Raw genomic sequence first — 15,993 nt, forward strand, 5'->3', positions numbered from 1 at the left:
GCACGTTCAGTCATAAAGATAGTAGACTGAAATATAAACCAGCCATTCACCCACACAAAAAGCAATAAACCCAACCGCTCACCAGGAGATGACCATCATCAACGCCCAACTCACAAAATTCTTCACCGATGGCACCACCCCAGAAATCGCACAACGGCTCCTGGGCTGTCGTATCCAGTATGAAACCCCAAACGGACCACTGACTGGGCTCATCGTCGAGACCGAAGCTTACGTTGGCCCAAGTGACGCCGCAGCACATGCCTTTGCTGGAAGACGCACCAAGCGCAACGAAGCCTTATACGATGCGCCAGGAACAATCTACATGTTCCAATCACGACAGTATGTGTTATTGAATTTTATTACCCAACCGGTCGATGTACCGGAGGGAATTCTGATTCGCGGCGTTGAACCGGAACAGGGCATTGAAACAATGCAAGCCAATCGCGGCACTAGTGGTGCGTCGCTCACGAACGGTCCTGGGAAATTAACACAGGCGTTTGGGATGTTCATGGCTTTAAATCAGACGCCCTTGAACGTGGGGGCGCTTTCGCTCGATCTCTTACCAGTACGCCATCCGAACCAGGTGGCTTCCAGTGCCCGCATTGGTGTGCCCAATAAGGGTGAGTGGACCTCGGCGCCCCTGCGCTATTTCGTAGCGAGCAATCCCTACGTTTCAAAAATAACTAAAAAAACAATTGATCAGGCCCATCACGGCTGGCGAGCATGACTCGCAGAAAGGAAGTAACGACTATGGATTGGACAGAACTCTCCGTTACCACAACGAGCGAAGCAGTGGAGGCAGTTTCAAACATTCTGATGACCCACGGTGCAACTGGGGTCCAGATCGACGATGTCAAGGATTTTGAAAAATTACGCGACGGGCATTGGGAACAGGAGGGCAAGATCATTGATGTTGATGAGATTCCTCACCAATTGACTGGTGCCAAGGTTAGCGCTTATTTTCCAGAGACGATTTTTGTGCCGGAAATCGTGCCAGAAATCACCCAACAGGTGCAAAGTCTGACGAAATTTGGCTTGGCAGTGGCACCGGCAACCGTTGAAACTACTGCTGTTGACGAAACCAATTGGGCAACCGCCTGGAAGAAGTATTATCATCCGGTTCAGGTCACCCGTTTCTTAACCGTTGTGCCAAGTTGGGAAAAATACGAGCCGCAGTCGTCAGATGAACGCTTGATCGTTCTTGACCCTGGAATGGCGTTTGGCACTGGGACGCATCCTACCACTCGGCTCTCCTTGGAAGCTCTGGAAATGGTCATTCGCGGTGGTGAGCGCCTCATCGACGTTGGTACCGGGTCTGGTGTGTTGAGTATTGCAGCTAAGCAACTGGGCGTGGGCGACGTCCGGGCCTATGATCTTGACCAGGTCGCTGTTGACTCGGCCCAGAAAAACCTTGATCTGAATCCAGTTGCCAAAGACGTCAAGGTTGCTGCAAACAATCTGTTGACGGGCATCACGGGGCAGGCTGACATTATCGTAGCAAACATTCTGGCAGAAATCATTATGCCGTTAATTCCGCAAGCGTGGGATCTGTTGCCGGTTCATGGTTACTTTGTGACGTCTGGGATCATCGCCGAAAAGGCGTCGGATGTGATCGTTGCGCAGGAGCACCAAGGCTTTAAGATCGTTCAAACTTTGAAGATGGGTGATTGGTTCGGCGTTGTGGCGCAAAAACCGGGGGAAGATGACTAATGCAGCGATACTTTATTGACGGGTCATTGACGGTCGGCCACACCTTTGAATTAGACGCCACGGTCAGCAAGCACTGGCGTCAAGTTTTGCGGGCCGAACCTGGCGCCCAAGCCGAATTTGTGGATGGGCATGAGCAGCTCTTTTTAGGCGAACTGGGTGACGGCAATCAAACGACAGTCCTGAAGGCGTTGACGAGTACGGTTGAGTTACCGGTGAACGTTACGATTCTTTCTGGCCTGCCGAAGCAGGACAAGGCCGAATGGATCGTTCAAAAGGCGACTGAACTTGGCGCCCACACAATTGCGTTCTTTGGCGGTGACTGGTCGGTTGCCCGTTGGCAGGACAACAAGGTTGCCAAGAAGCTGGTGCGGCTGCAAAAAATTGCGCACGGGGCCAGCGAACAATCACATCGGACACACATTCCAGAAATTCAGTTTTATTCCACACTCGCAACTGCCATTCAGGCAATTGATTATGACCAGCTGCTGGTGGCCTATGAAGAGGCGGCTAAACAGGGTGAGCAGGCGCAGCTGACGCGGACGTTGTCGCAACTGCAGACGGGACAAACCCTCGTGGATGTGTTTGGTCCAGAAGGCGGGATCTCACCGGCTGAAATTAAAACCCTGACCACTAATGATGGCGTGCTTGCTGGCTTGGGTCCGCGGATCCTGCGAACGGAAACGGCACCGTTGTACCTTCTGTCAGCTGCATCCACGGTTTGGGAATTGCAACGACAAGCTTAAAAAACGAATAGCACATAAGCGCTGAAGCCGGGACAGTCATGTTCGGGCTTTTTGTTTCGGCAGCGGTCAGCAAGTCATTTGGAAAAAAAGACGCCTTAACCACAACCGGTAACGTCTTTCCAGACTCTTAATTTTTATAGCGTTGAATAGCCCTACGTTATAGCGTAAAATGAGACCTAATATTGTAACGAACCGGGTCTTTTCTTCGGGAAGGTTTCTTTGAACTATCTGAATAAACCAGTTAAAATAGGACATTGAGATCCGGTTTTAACGGGTTTAAAAAGGCTCGAAACCGCGCAACAAACACTAAGATAAGAGAGTGGAAGACACATGGGACTTTTTTTAAAACGAATTGGTTGGCCGTACTGGGTAATTAGCTTGATTCTAGGGGTGATCATTCCCTATATTCTTGAGCGCATGATCTCGTTTGGCGCGATGGTCCATTTAGGCATTATTTTTGGGATTTTATATACGATCTGTGCCGGCGTTATGGGTTGGGCTGTGAAACGCCGTGGTCAATCAGTTTGGTTCATTTGGATCTTACCAGTGATCTACGCAGTGGGCCTCTATTTTGTAGGACCGCTTCACGCAACTTATTTTGCGCCGGTCTATCTCTGCGTGGCCTATCTGGCTTACGGGTTAAGTGCCGCAAACTAATTGTTTTTAAGGGGAAATGCTTAAATGCCAAAAGAACAGACATGGACGGCAGAAAGTGTGATTGCTGCCGTTTCTTCATATATGAATAAGGAACACGTTGCTATCGTGGAGCGGGCCTATCGCTTCGCTGCGGTGGCGCATCGTGACCAGCAACGGCAGTCGGGCGAAGCCTACATCATGCATCCGATCCAGGTTGCCGGAATTTTAGCGGACCTGAAAATGGATCCTACCACGGTCGCATCTGGCTTTTTACACGATATCGTTGAGGATACCGGTGTCACACTGGATGACGTTCGTGAGCTCTTTGGTGACGACATTGCGATGATCGTCGACGGGGTCACGAAGCTTGGAAAAATTAAGTATAAGTCGAACAAGGAACGCTTAGCCGAAAATCACCGAAAGCTGTTATTGGCCATGTCAAAGGACATTCGGGTCATGATCGTCAAGCTTGCGGACCGGTTACACAACATGCGGACCTTGCAGCACCTGCGGCCGGATAAGCAGCGGCGCATTGCGAATGAAACGTTGGAAATTTACGCACCGTTGGCTGACCGATTAGGGATCAGTACCATTAAATGGGAACTCGAAGATATTTCGTTGCGGTATTTGAATCCACAACAGTATTACCGTATCGTGCACCTGATGAATTCTCGTCGTGATCAGCGTGAAGCTTACATTGCGGAGGCTATCGGTGATATTAAATCAGCCATTAGTGACCTGGATCTGGACACCGAAATTTATGGGCGGCCAAAGCATATCTATTCTATTTATCGTAAGATGCGCGACCAGCACAAGCAGTTTAGTCAGATCTATGACCTATTGGCGATTCGGGTAATTGTCAACACCATCAAGGACTGTTACGCAGTCTTAGGGGCCATTCATACCCAGTGGAAGCCAATGCCAGGGCGGTTTAAAGACTACATTGCCATGCCGAAAGCCAACATGTACCAGTCCCTGCATACGACCGTGATTGGGCCAGAAGGGCGGCCGCTTGAAGTTCAGATCCGTACTGAAGAAATGCACCGAGTGGCTGAATATGGGGTTGCTGCGCACTGGGCATACAAAGAAGGTATGACCGATAAAGTCGAAGCGACAAATTCGGGAAATAAACTCAACTGGTTCAAAGAAATTATTGAACTGCAGGAGGAAACTGATGACGCGTCCGACTTCATGGACGGTGTTAAAGGTGAGCTCTTTGGCGATCATGTTTATGCCTTTACACCAAAGGGCGATGTTCTCGAACTGCCGAAGGGTGCCGGTCCGCTGGATATGGCCTATCAGATCCATACCGATATTGGGAACCATACCACTGGCACCACGGTTAACGGGAAGATCGTTCCCCTTGATTACGAAGTTAAAAATGGCGATATCGTCGACATTAAAACGTCTGCGAACTCTGCGGGGCCTAACCGTGACTGGTTGAAACTGGTCTCTACGTGACGGGCGCGAAACAAAATTAAACAGTTCTTCCGCCAGAAAGATCGGGAGCAAAACGTGGCTGAAGGGCAGGATATCATTGCGCGACAGTTGCGGGACATGAAATTTGATCCAAAGGAAATTATGACCAAGGAAAATCTGGCCAAGGTCGTGGGTCGGCTGCATTACCAACACGTTGACGACTTGTACGCAGCGGTCGGGTTCGGCGATCTGCAACCCGTTGGTGTGGCCAACCGGTTAACGGAAGATGTCCGCCACGAGCGCGAAGAAGCCCGGCAACGTCAAGAAGAGCGTGAACTATTGGAAGAACATCAATCGATCAATAATGAGACCCAGGAATCTGACACCCAGCGGAAACGGAAACAAAAGGCGTTTGAAGGGGTCATTATTGAGGGTGTTGATAACTTGCTGGTTCGGCTGAGCCACTGTTGCTCACCGGTGCCTGGTGATGCCATCGTGGGGTACATTACAAAGGGCCGGGGAGTTTCGGTTCACCGGAAGGATTGCCCGAATGTGGCCCACGCTGAAGCCAATGGCGAGCGGCTGATCGATGTGCATTGGGAGAATCCTAACGAATCCACGTCAATGTATAACGCTGATTTGGAAGTGCAAGGGTATAACCGGAATGGTCTGTTGAACGAAGTACTGCGGATCGTGAACAATACGACTAAGCAGTTGAACTTAGTCAACGGGAAGGTCGATCACAACAAAATGGTGACTATCTCTATTTCACTGGGTACGCGAAACGCGGCGCAGTTGCAGCGAATCATTGATAATTTGAAAAACATTCAGGATGTCTACGTGGTTAAACGGCCGTTTAGATAACCGGGTGACTATCGTAGGAGGAAAACGACAGTGCGAGTAGTATTACAACGTGTCAGCGAAGCATCGGTGGCAATCGAGAATAAGACTGTTGGCAGTATTCAACAGGGTTATTTACTGTTGGTGGGTGCCGAAGATACTGATGGCACCGAAGAAATTGACTATTTGGTGCGCAAAATTACCCGGTTGCGGGTATTTGCGGATGAAGCCGGTAAAATGAACCTGTCCATCCAGGACATCGGCGGTGCGATTTTATCCGTGTCGCAATTTACCCTCTATGCGGATACAAAAAAGGGCAACCGCCCAAGTTTCGTCAAGGCGGGAAATCCGGAGCACGCAAACAAAATTTACGAGCAGTTTAACGATAAACTACGTGAAGAAGGCCTTAAGGTTGAAACGGGTGAATTTGGCGCCGACATGCAAGTTAACCTGGTGAACGATGGGCCGGTGACGATTTTGTTTGATACGGACAATAAGTAGAGCGTGGAAGGAGGCGTTTTGAGGGCGGAGCATAAGCTAACTCTGGCAGAAATGCCCGGGTTTGGCATTTTTGTCAGAGTCCCTTACACGTTAGCCCCTCCTGGAACGCGTTTCCGCTAGATAAGGGGCAACAGACAGAACCGCACAAGAGTGTGATCCTGCCTGTAATTGGCATTTTATGTCAGAGTAAGCTTACCAAGTCTCGTCTAAAAAAAGCGTCACAACCAAAACGCATAACAGCAGCACAGAAAAACGGATAGCAGCGTAAAAGCTATTATCCGTTTTGTGCCGTTCTATCTGATTCAAAAGGAGAAACCAATGCAAAGAAAAACATTCTTCTGGGACTTTGATGGCACCTTGTTTGACACGTATCCCATCATGGTTCAGGCGTTTATGCAGGCGTTATTAAAACAGCACGTGTCCGAATATGAACTAGACGAAGTCGAGATCTACGAAGTCATGCGACAGCACGCGATGGGGACGGCACTGTCTCAATTCAGCGCTCAGTTTTCAATTGATCAGGTACAGCTAGAACGTGACTATCGCGACATTGAACCCACGATGATCGATGCAGCGCAACCGTTTGACGGGATTGTTCCGCTTCTTAAGGCGATTCATGATCAGGGTGGTCAGCATTATCTGTTGACGCATCGCGATGCAAGTTCGCTGCACTTACTTGAGCAGGCAGAAATCAAGTCATTGTTCAACGACTTTATCACTAAGGAGCAACCATTTGCCCGCAAACCTAACCCTGATTCGCTGAATTTCCTAATCGATAAACACAACGTTGATCGTGATACAGCAATCATGGTGGGTGACAGAACGTTAGATATTGATGCGGGGCATAATGCTGGCATTGCCGGTGCGTTATTTGATCCCCACCGGGTCATTAATGCGGCGGCAAGTCATCCGGAAATTGATGTGACGAATGTGCCGGCACTGGCGAAAGCGTTACTGGCATAGGTGCCAAGAAATGGCCAAAATGAACGTTTAACGAAAGAGGTCCCAGGTCAACGACTTAACAGCGTTGACCTGGGACCTCTTATGCAACTGAGTAGTAAACCCACAATGTCATTTGGCAGTAAAGGCCTGAATGGTCGGCTTAATAGAGACTCAAGATCCGATCCACGGCGCCACCATAGGTCTCACCAAAAAGGTTAAGGTGTGCCATGAGATAGTAAAGCTGATACCAGGGAAGCCGGTCATTAAAGCCGGGTTTGACTGGGTAGACCGCGTTATACCCCGCGTAGAAATCAGCATCAAAGCCACCGAAAATGGTGGTCATCGCCAAATCAAATTCACGGTCGCCATATAAAACGTCCGGGTCGATCAAAGCCGACTTGCCATCACTGGTAAACATGTAGTTTCCAGCCCACAGATCACCGTGCAGTAAGCTGGCTTCCGTCTGATTTTGGTGGTAAAAGTCCAGAATAATAGTGCGTAAATGCGCTAATTGCGTTTGGCGCGAACGGGACCATAGGCCGTGCTCTTGTGCGCGTTTTGCCAGGACATCCAAGCGTTGATAAACGTAAAATTCACCCCAGTTGTCCTGCCACGTATTGATCTTTGGTAATTTGCCATCGACGTTGTGGGCAAACCCGAACTGGTCATTGTGAACCTGGTGCACATGTGCGACGAGTTCGCCAAGGTCGCGCTGACTGCCGCTGCCGCTTTCTAACCAAGACAAAATCAAAAAGGCGTCACCGTCAATTTGACCGTTTGCGATCACCTCGGGCACCAGTGCGGCTTTACCAAGCAAGTGGAGACCCTCAATTTCATGCCGATAAAATGCTGTCTCACGATGCGGTTGAACCAGCAGAAAATAAGACGATGTGCCCTTAGTGATTCGATAAGCCTCGTTGATATCGCCGCCAGAAACAGGCGTGGCGGTATCAATTGGGGCAATCGGTAGTTGTGCTAACCATGTGTTTGAAACCATCATTGAAGCGACCTTTCTCATGTGTGTTAATTGTTGGCTTTATCTTTGAAATAAGCAGCAAGTCCTTTTGTGACATCCTTTGCGACGTGTTCTTGATACTTGGGTGACCGAATGTGTTTGAAATCATTGGCCGTGTTAATGTAGCCCATTTCAAGCAGCAGTGCTGGTCGCAGGTTATCACGAATGACTTCAAAATTACCAAATTCCACGCCGCAATTATTCAGCGGCAGTCCTGTTAAATGACGGTTGATCGTCTTAGCTAACTGAAGCGACGTCGATTTGTGGTAGTAGTAGGTGGTAAACCCGGAACCGAGATTGTCAGACGGTGCTGAGTCGAAGTGAAAACTGATGAAGGCGTCCGCGTGGTTGTCGGTGGCCAGCTCTGGTCGGGCACCAAGGAAGACGGTTTGGTCGCCCGTTCGGGTCATGATCACGTGAGCACCGCGCGCCTGCAATAGTTTGCGAACCTTTTTGGCGAGCCGCAGGGTGTACGTTTTTTCATCGTGCTTTTGATCAATGGACAGGGCACCAGAATCACTGCCGCCGTGTCCCGGATCCAAAACGATGGTTGCTTCAGACAGACTCGTCGCACTTTTAACCTTGGTATTTTGATTGATCAGCCAGCTTGCGACCCAGCCAAAATGGTGGTCGTTGTAGCGGATGCGATACCAGTTGTCCTTTTTCTTAACAACGTAGACGGCGGACCCCTTCTCTAACGTGCCGTTGGACTGGTAACTAATCCCAGGCCCCCTGCGAACGTTGATGTTGCTCATGGGTACGGTCAGCCGGTTTTTCCAAATAGTGGCAAAAATTGTCCCGCCGGCGATAATCATAATGGCAATGGTGACCGCCATTGGCAGCCAATGTTTTTTAAGATAGTTCACAACCTCATCCTCGATTTCTCACAGTCTTGCAGTCAGTTGGGCAACTACCTGGCTGACTGAATTGTCTTCCATTATAAAATAGATGTGGCCAAATTAAAAATTAAGATAGTCTTGACTTTTATCTTTGAAATCGTTAGTCTTAATCGTAGTTAAATAAGATACACCGATGACGAAGACCAGTAGGCAGTTGCCAGCTTTCAGAAAGTATCCGGGTGATGAAAGGGTACAGCAGGGCAAGTGCTGAAGACACTTTTGAGGTGAATAATGCAGATTATTCGTGTCCAACGTTATGGATGAGTAAAATTAAGGTGGTACCGTGCCAAGCACCCTTGTGAAAACAAGGGTGCTTTTTAATTTCATTTGCACATAAACCGATAATCAAGAAAGGAGTTTTACATGCGCTATCAACGACCAAAAGGAACTGCCGATACGTTGCCAGCTGACACACGTCACTGGCAGTACGTTGAAGGCATCGCACGCGACGTTTTCGCCAAGTACCGGTTTGAAGAGATCCGCACGCCGATGTTTGAAAACTTTGAAGTCTTTTCTCGGACTTCAGGCGACACCTCAGACATCGTGACGAAAGAAATGTATGATTTTAAAGATAAAGGTGATCGCCACATTACCCTGCGGCCTGAAGGGACTGCTGGGGTGGTTCGGGCCTTTGTTGAAAACAAATTGTATGGCCCTGAGACTCAAAAGCCCTACAAGGTCTATTACATGGGGCCAATGTTTCGTTACGAACGGCCACAGTCAGGCCGATTACGTGAATTCCATCAGATCGGGGTGGAGGCGTTCGGCAGTGACGAACCAGCGTTAGACGTTGAAGTCATCGCAGTTGGCCGGGACCTGTTGAAACATTTTGGTATCGACAACGTACGGCTGGCTGTGAATACACTGGGTGATCAACAAACCCGTGACGATTACCGCAAGGCGCTTGTGGATTACCTTGAACCCCACTATGAGGAACTGAGTGCTGATTCAAAGACCCGGCTGTACAAGAACCCATTGCGGGTACTCGACAGTAAGGATGAACAGGATCAAAAATTTGTTGAGGGTGCCCCGTCGATTCTTGACTACTTGACACCCGAAGCACAAGCTCATTTCGATGAGGTCCAAAGCCTGTTGAAGGCCCTGGATATTCCGTTTGAGATCGACCCGACCATGGTTCGTGGGTTAGATTACTACAACCATACCATCTTTGAATTTATGGTGAACTCAAAAGCCTTGGGTCACGGGTACACCACGATCTGTGCCGGCGGCCGGTATAACGGGCTAGTCGAAGAACTCGGCGGCCCTGAAATGTCAGGCGTTGGTTTTGGGATGGGTGTTGAACGTCTCTTACTGCTGATGCAGGGCGAGGACGTTGAATTCCCAGATCAACATCCATTAGATGCTTATTTAGTGGGCATTGGTGAGGGTGCTAATGCGGCCACACTCAAGGTCGTCCAAGCATTGCGGAACCAAGATTTCGCTGCTGACCGCGACTACTTAGCGCGTAAACCAAAGGCCCAGTTTAAAACGGCTGATAAACTGAATGCTAAGTATACGCTGACCATTGGCGAAGAAGAGTTAAAAACCAACACGATCCACGTGAAGAACATGGCTTCAGGCAATGAAGTGACCGTTCCGATGGCGGATGTGCTATCAGGATTTGCGGCAGTGACTGCCAATATTGACTAAGGAGAAATTCTAATGAAGCGAACAACATACGCAGGACTCGTTGACGAGCAGTATCTCGACCAAGACGTTGTCCTTAAAGGATGGGTTCAAAAACGCCGGGATCTCGGTGGGTTGATCTTTATCGACCTCCGCGACCGGGAAGGCATCGTCCAACTTGTGTTCTCAGAAGAATACGATAAGGATGCGCTGGCAGTTGCTGACCAACTGCGAAACGAATACGTGATTGAAATCAAGGGGCACGTTGTCAACCGGGCCGACCGCGAGATCAACCCCAAGATGAAGACTGGGAAAATTGAAGTGCGGGTCACTGAAATTAACCTGTTAAACAAGGCCAAGAACCCGCCATTTTACATTCAAGACGACATTAACGTTTCGGATGAACTGCGGTTGAAGTACCGTTACTTAGACTTGCGTCGGCCAGAAATGCAGCGCGGTCTGATGATTCGTAACCGGATCACGCAAGCCGTCCACAGTTACTTTGACGACAACGGTTTCATCGATATTGAAACGCCAGATCTGACCAAGTCGACACCAGAAGGCGCCCGGGATTACCTGGTACCGTCACGGGTCTACCCAGGTCACTTCTACGCATTGCCACAATCCCCACAACTGTTTAAGCAGTTGCTGATGGGCGCTGGCTTCGACCGTTACTACCAAATCGCACGGTGTTTCCGTGACGAAGATCTTCGTGGTGACCGGCAACCAGAATTTACCCAAATCGATATGGAAACTTCTTTCTTAGATGCTGAAGAAATTCAGGATCTAACTGAAGGCTTGATTGCCCGTGTCATGAAGGAAACCCTGGGCATCGATGTTAAATTGCCATTTGACCGGTTAGATTGGGACGACTCCATGGCGCGCTTTGGGACTGACCAGCCTGACGTTCGGTTCGGGATGGAATTGAAGGACTTGGGCGACTTAGTTGACGACCTTGGGTTTAATGTCTTCAACAACGTGCTCAAGGATGGCGGTCAAGTCAAGGCCATTGCGGTTCCTGGTGGGGCTGACAAGTACTCCCGGAAAGACATTGATAAGTTCGTTGAACATATCGACCGCTTTGGTGCCAAGGGGTTGCCTTGGTTGAAGGTGACCGAAGATAACTTCACTGGTCCAATCGCTAAGTTCTTCAAGGATAACGCAGACCTTTACCAAAAGATCACTGAACGCACCGGTGCTAAGCCTGGTGACATGCTGTTATTTGCTTGTGACTCCAAGCGCGTTGTTGCCCAAACACTGGATTACCTGCGTCGGACGATTGCCAACGAACTTGGTCTGATCGACGAAAACAAGTTTGCGTTCCTTTGGGTCGTGAACTGGCCACTGTTTGACTACGATGTTGACTTGAAGCGCTGGGTACCAGCGCACCATCCATTCACGATGCCAAAACAGGGTGATGAGCACTATCTGGACGAAGGCGAAGATCCACATCAAGCCTATGCCCAATCATACGACATCATCTTAAACGGTTTGGAACTTGGTGGCGGGTCGATTCGGATCCACACCCGTGAGTTGCAAATGAAGATGTTGAAGGCCCTTGGGTTTACTAAGGAACGTGCCGAAGACCAATTCGGTTACCTCTTGAATGCCTTGGACTACGGCTTCCCGCCTCATGGTGGTCTGGCCATCGGTCTCGACCGGTTCGCCCGGTTGCTCGCTAAGCGCGGAAACATTCGTGACGTCATTGCGTTCCCTAAGAACTCAAAGGCTGTCGAACCACTGACCGAAGCCCCAACCACGGTTTCAGACAAGCAATTGCAAGATCTGAGCTTGTTTGTCACTAAGGAAGACGACGATAAAGATAACGACTAGTTTTGTTGAAGCACTGCCTGTTGGGCGGTGCTTTTTATTTTTGCTGTGCGCCACTCGAATGGATCTCCATCGTCTCGCACATCAGTAACCGACCAAAGTACGGTCGCTAACTGATGTCGACACCACAGCTCCGTGCCAAATTACGCCATTCCACTAATATTGAATTTACTTGTTACCACTTGCTAAGCATCACAATGGCGTTAAACCAAGTTCGAAGAGAATCCGCCCTCGACTGCTAGCAATACCAATGCCAGCCAGGTTTCTCACAATGGGTTAGTTGCCGTTAATGGTTCATTAATAGGTTTCGAGGCAACACTTGCAAAGACCTGCCATCTAGGATGACGATTGCAAGTATCGTAGCGTAGTGGAGCTGGTCGGCATTGCAGGCAGTAGTGTCGGTATTAGTTAGCGAGGGTTTTTTCCTCGCTTACTAATACGGGAGATGTTGACGCACTTCAACGTAGGAGATCCTTGTTTTTTAAATTTACGTTGCTGAAACGTGTTCCGCAGGCCAACTCTCGGAGTGTAAGGCAACCTTGCCAGAAATTCAATACCGGAATTCCCGGCAAAGTTGCCTTACACTCCGGAAGTTACCAGGCCTGCTCCACACTCTGACTACAGCCTGCAGGGCCGACCGGCGGAACGAAGCGGAAGTCAACTACTTTCACATCAAGCATAGCAAGGCCATCCAGCTTGTCAGCCACTGGTAACTGCGGTAAAATGAATAGCATTAAATTTCGAGGTGAAACGCATGAGTGAGCATGAAGAGACAGCAATTTTTGCGGGTGGGTGTTTTTGGTGCATGGTGATGCCGTTTGATACACTACCCGGTATCAAGCAAGTGATTTCCGGGTTTACGGGCGGTCATGTCGCCAACCCGACGTACGAACAGGTAAAGGCCCATGAAACAGGACATACGGAAGCCATTAAGATCATCTATGATCCAACGGTGATTTCATATGCTAAGTTGGTCGATATTTACTGGCAGCAAACGGATCCAACAGACGCCATGGGCCAGTTCCAGGATCGTGGCGACAACTATCGACCGGTTATTTTTGTCCAAAACGCGCAAGAACGTGAGGTTGCTGAGGCGTCGAAGGCAAAGCTTGAAGCCAGCGGCCTTTTTGACAAGCCCATTGTGACGCAGATCGAAGACGTTCAGCCGTTTTATGATACCGAACCTGAACACCAGGAGTTTTATAAGTTCCACCCAGAACGGATGGCGGAAGAAGAGGCGGCTGGTCGGGCCGACTTTGTTAAGAAATACTGGGAAAATAACACGAAAATTAAGTAAATCATGAAAAAATGACAGTTGAATCAACGATGGTGATCAATTATGGTAAGATTATTGGGGTATAACGAGGTAGACATCACATTAAAGAAGGTTAATACATGGACGACGTACAGCGCCTAATTAAACGCCATCAATCAATTGGAAAGATATCAACTGCATTTATTTATGGGATTTTGGTCTCAGTGGCCATGAATTTTTTCTGGACGCCGGGACACATTTATTCATCTGGTATCACAGGGTTGGCCCAACTGGTCACGACACTGACGGAGCGGCATCTTGCATTTACAATTTCAACGGCGCTGGGGCTGTTCTTACTGAACGTGCCATTGTTCATTCTAGCCTGGCGTAAAATCAGTCACCAGTTTGCGGTGTACACGATGATCACGGTCTTCATGGCCAGTTTAATGATCAAGATGCTGCACCCGGTTCACCTGACCACCGACCCGATCGTGTGTGCGATCTTTGGGGGTGCGGTCAACGGGTTTGGGACTGGGTTAGCCTTGAGAAACGGGATCTCCACTGGGGGTCTTGATATTTTGGGCATCGTTATCCGGCGAAAAACGGGCCGCTCAATTGGGACGATCAACATGATGTTTAACGCGTTGATCATCATTGCGGCCGGATTCATGTACGGCTGGCCATACGCGTTTTACTCCGCCATCGGTCTGGTCGTGAACGCCCGGGTCATGGATATGACCTATACGCGTCAGCAGCTCATGCAGGTCATGATCATTACTGACCGTCCGAAAACGGTGATCGACTCCATTCAAAATCACATTCGGCGGGGCATTACAATTGTGCACGATGCTGAAGGGGCGTACCACCATGATAATAAGACGATTTTATTTACCGTGATCTCACAGTATGAAATGAACGATTTGGAAGAGGCCATGGACGAGGCAGATAACCACGCCTTTGTCAGTATCTCAGAGTTGTACAAGGTTCTGGGACACTTCTATGAACCGAAACTATAGGCAAATGATAAAAGCCTGGCGTAGAAAATCTGCGCTAGGTTTTTTTTGACGAACAGGGTAAAATGGGTGTAATGGTCGCAAGGATACGCTGACCGATTAGTTAAGATCAGACGAAAATCGGACAGTTTGACACCTCCTTTGCATTAATGAAAGAATGCTGTCAAAACTAGCAATTAAGTTGCTATCGATTTAGATCAATGGGTTTAACGACGCAACTATTTTCCTGGAAAGTGTTGGTCTTCTGCCTAATTTAGGATGCCTCAGGCTAACCGTTAAAGCTTAAGGAATTCATAAGCATTAAATTCTGCTTAAAAGTACGGTTAGCATAAAGTGATGTGGTATAATACCAAGTTGTGCGTCGGAAGGGGCACGAGAATTCATAGAATTGGTGGTTGTCGTGAAAGCAATTTATATATGGTTAGTTCGTTTTGTGTCGATCCTGAACTATTTTTCGCGGTCAAAAGACAGGCAGGTCGTTTATCTGATGAGTTTTGGCAATAACTTGAACTTTATTGCCCGTCTCGCGGATGCGCTGCCTGACCGGAACCAGTTACTAGTTTTGTACCGACCTTCAGTAGAGGTGGAAGCTACTGAATTAGCCGCGTTAGGCATTCCAGTCATGCCATTTCAAGACAATGTGCACTTTGTTTTGGAAGGTGTGCCAAAGATCATGCAGGCAAGGCTGATTTTTTGCGATAACTACTACGCGTTTTTAGGTGGGTTGGTGCACCCGCGGCACGCAAAGATCGTGCAGCTGTGGCATGCCAATGGCGCCATTAAACGTTTTGGCTGGGGCGACCCCAAGACTGTGCAACGGTCAAAAACAGACCAGCGCAGATTCCAGCGGGTCTATAACCAGTTCGATGACTATGTTGTTGCGTCGCAAGCGATGGGCAAGGTGTTTGAAGAAAGCTACCGGGTCCCCGCAAAACGCATGCAATTACTTGGTTATCCAAGGTCTGACCGATTCTTTTCGGAGGATTGGAAACAAACTGCAGTCCGGCGCGTCCAGCGTGTCGCACCGGATCTGTTGACGCACCGGGTCATTTTGTATGCCCCAACATATAGGGAGAACATGCATTTTGAGCTGTCAAAGGACTTGAAGGAAGCCCTGATGGCGGACCCAGATGCGGTCGTTGTTGTGAAGCTGCATCCCGTATTACAAAAGTACGAGCAGCAGTTTAGCCAGGCCTCGCACCACCAGATCCGGTTTTACCCGAATCTGTCAACGACGGATCTTTTGGCAGTGAGTGAAACACTGATTACTGATTATTCGTCAATTGCCTTTGATTTTAGCTTACTCAGCTCAGCCCACAGTTTATTGTTCTACATGTCGGACTTAGAAGCGTACGCGCAAAATCCTGGCATTCAGCCGCACTTCGTCAAGTGGCTGCCCACGCCGCCGCTGAAGACGCCTGCGGAGCTCAAACAAGCAATTATTGCGGATCAAGCTACTGATTATTCAGCGTTTAACCACCATTGGAACACTTACAATGACGGTCAGGCCACTCAGCGGGTTGTGACATATTACTGCGACTATTTAGGAAAATAGTCGGTTTAA

General features: G+C 48.9%; 13 protein-coding genes and 1 pseudogene. 12 read left to right on the forward strand and 2 right to left on the reverse strand.

The genetic code is table 11. The features are described 5' to 3' along the window. Window positions 1-88 precede the first annotated feature (88 nt). The 7 genes and pseudogenes from AYR61_RS11340 to AYR61_RS11370 all read left to right on the forward strand — a co-directional run bounded on the left by AYR61_RS11340 (window position 89) and on the right by AYR61_RS11370 (window position 6,812). Window positions 89-727, forward strand: a complete 639-nt coding sequence (locus AYR61_RS11340; protein WP_065903055.1) for a DNA-3-methyladenine glycosylase — start codon at window positions 89-91, stop codon at window positions 725-727. A 23-nt stretch (window positions 728-750) separates the two neighbouring features. Continuing rightward, window positions 751-1,710, forward strand: a complete 960-nt coding sequence (gene prmA / locus AYR61_RS11345; protein WP_065903057.1) for a 50S ribosomal protein L11 methyltransferase — start codon at window positions 751-753, stop codon at window positions 1,708-1,710. Next, window positions 1,710-2,453 (forward strand): 16S rRNA (uracil(1498)-N(3))-methyltransferase, encoded by a 744-nt coding sequence (locus tag AYR61_RS11350; RefSeq protein WP_065903058.1) that lies wholly within the window; start codon window positions 1,710-1,712, stop codon window positions 2,451-2,453. The genes prmA and AYR61_RS11350 overlap by 1 nt, the downstream gene beginning before the upstream one ends. 330 nt (window positions 2,454-2,783) lie before the next feature. After that, window positions 2,784-3,110, forward strand: coding sequence for a hypothetical protein (locus AYR61_RS11355; protein ID WP_056987827.1), 327 nt, complete (start codon window positions 2,784-2,786; stop codon window positions 3,108-3,110). 24 nt (window positions 3,111-3,134) lie between these two features. Next, window positions 3,135-5,372: pseudogene (locus AYR61_RS11360) on the forward strand (RelA/SpoT family protein). A gap of 30 nt (window positions 5,373-5,402) precedes the next feature. Further along, window positions 5,403-5,849: a D-aminoacyl-tRNA deacylase gene (gene dtd / locus AYR61_RS11365; protein WP_054710472.1), complete on the forward strand. Its 447-nt coding sequence runs from the start codon at window positions 5,403-5,405 to the stop codon at window positions 5,847-5,849. A gap of 318 nt (window positions 5,850-6,167) precedes the next feature. Further along, the gene (locus AYR61_RS11370; protein ID WP_054710475.1) at window positions 6,168-6,812 is read left to right on the forward strand and encodes an HAD-IA family hydrolase; all 645 of its coding nucleotides are present in this window, start codon (window positions 6,168-6,170) and stop codon (window positions 6,810-6,812) included. 139 nt (window positions 6,813-6,951) lie between these two features. Here AYR61_RS11370 and AYR61_RS11375 read toward each other — a convergent pair whose 3' ends face one another. Both AYR61_RS11375 and AYR61_RS11380 read right to left on the reverse strand, forming a co-directional pair. After that, window positions 6,952-7,791: a fructosamine kinase family protein gene (locus tag AYR61_RS11375; protein WP_065903059.1), complete on the reverse strand. Its 840-nt coding sequence runs from the start codon at window positions 7,789-7,791 to the stop codon at window positions 6,952-6,954. 23 nt (window positions 7,792-7,814) lie between these two features. Then, window positions 7,815-8,672 carry an N-acetylmuramoyl-L-alanine amidase gene (locus tag AYR61_RS11380; protein ID WP_156770482.1) on the reverse strand — a complete coding sequence of 286 codons (858 nt, stop codon included), beginning with the start codon at window positions 8,670-8,672 and terminating at the stop codon, window positions 7,815-7,817. A gap of 396 nt (window positions 8,673-9,068) precedes the next feature. On the opposite strand from AYR61_RS11380, the gene hisS reads away from it, so the two are divergent. From hisS to AYR61_RS11405, 5 genes are all read left to right on the forward strand, one after another. After that, a complete protein-coding gene (gene hisS, locus AYR61_RS11385; protein ID WP_065903060.1) occupies window positions 9,069-10,355 on the forward strand; it encodes a histidine--tRNA ligase in 1,287 nt (428 codons plus the stop codon). Window positions 10,356-10,367: 12 nt separating this feature from the next. Beyond that, window positions 10,368-12,164: an aspartate--tRNA ligase gene (gene aspS / locus AYR61_RS11390; RefSeq protein WP_065903061.1), complete on the forward strand. Its 1,797-nt coding sequence runs from the start codon at window positions 10,368-10,370 to the stop codon at window positions 12,162-12,164. A gap of 751 nt (window positions 12,165-12,915) precedes the next feature. Then, window positions 12,916-13,458 (forward strand): peptide-methionine (S)-S-oxide reductase MsrA, encoded by a 543-nt coding sequence (gene msrA, locus AYR61_RS11395; protein WP_065903063.1) that lies wholly within the window; start codon window positions 12,916-12,918, stop codon window positions 13,456-13,458. A 98-nt stretch (window positions 13,459-13,556) separates the two neighbouring features. After that, window positions 13,557-14,432: a YitT family protein gene (locus AYR61_RS11400; protein ID WP_065903064.1), complete on the forward strand. Its 876-nt coding sequence runs from the start codon at window positions 13,557-13,559 to the stop codon at window positions 14,430-14,432. Window positions 14,433-14,829: 397 nt separating this feature from the next. Next, complete coding sequence (locus AYR61_RS11405) at window positions 14,830-15,984, forward strand: CDP-glycerol glycerophosphotransferase family protein (RefSeq protein ID WP_056987902.1); 1,155 nt, start codon at window positions 14,830-14,832, stop codon at window positions 15,982-15,984. Window positions 15,985-15,993: the final 9 nt, after the last annotated feature.

Source organism: Secundilactobacillus paracollinoides (genome assembly GCF_001702155.1).
GTDB lineage: Bacteria > Bacillota > Bacilli > Lactobacillales > Lactobacillaceae > Secundilactobacillus > Secundilactobacillus paracollinoides.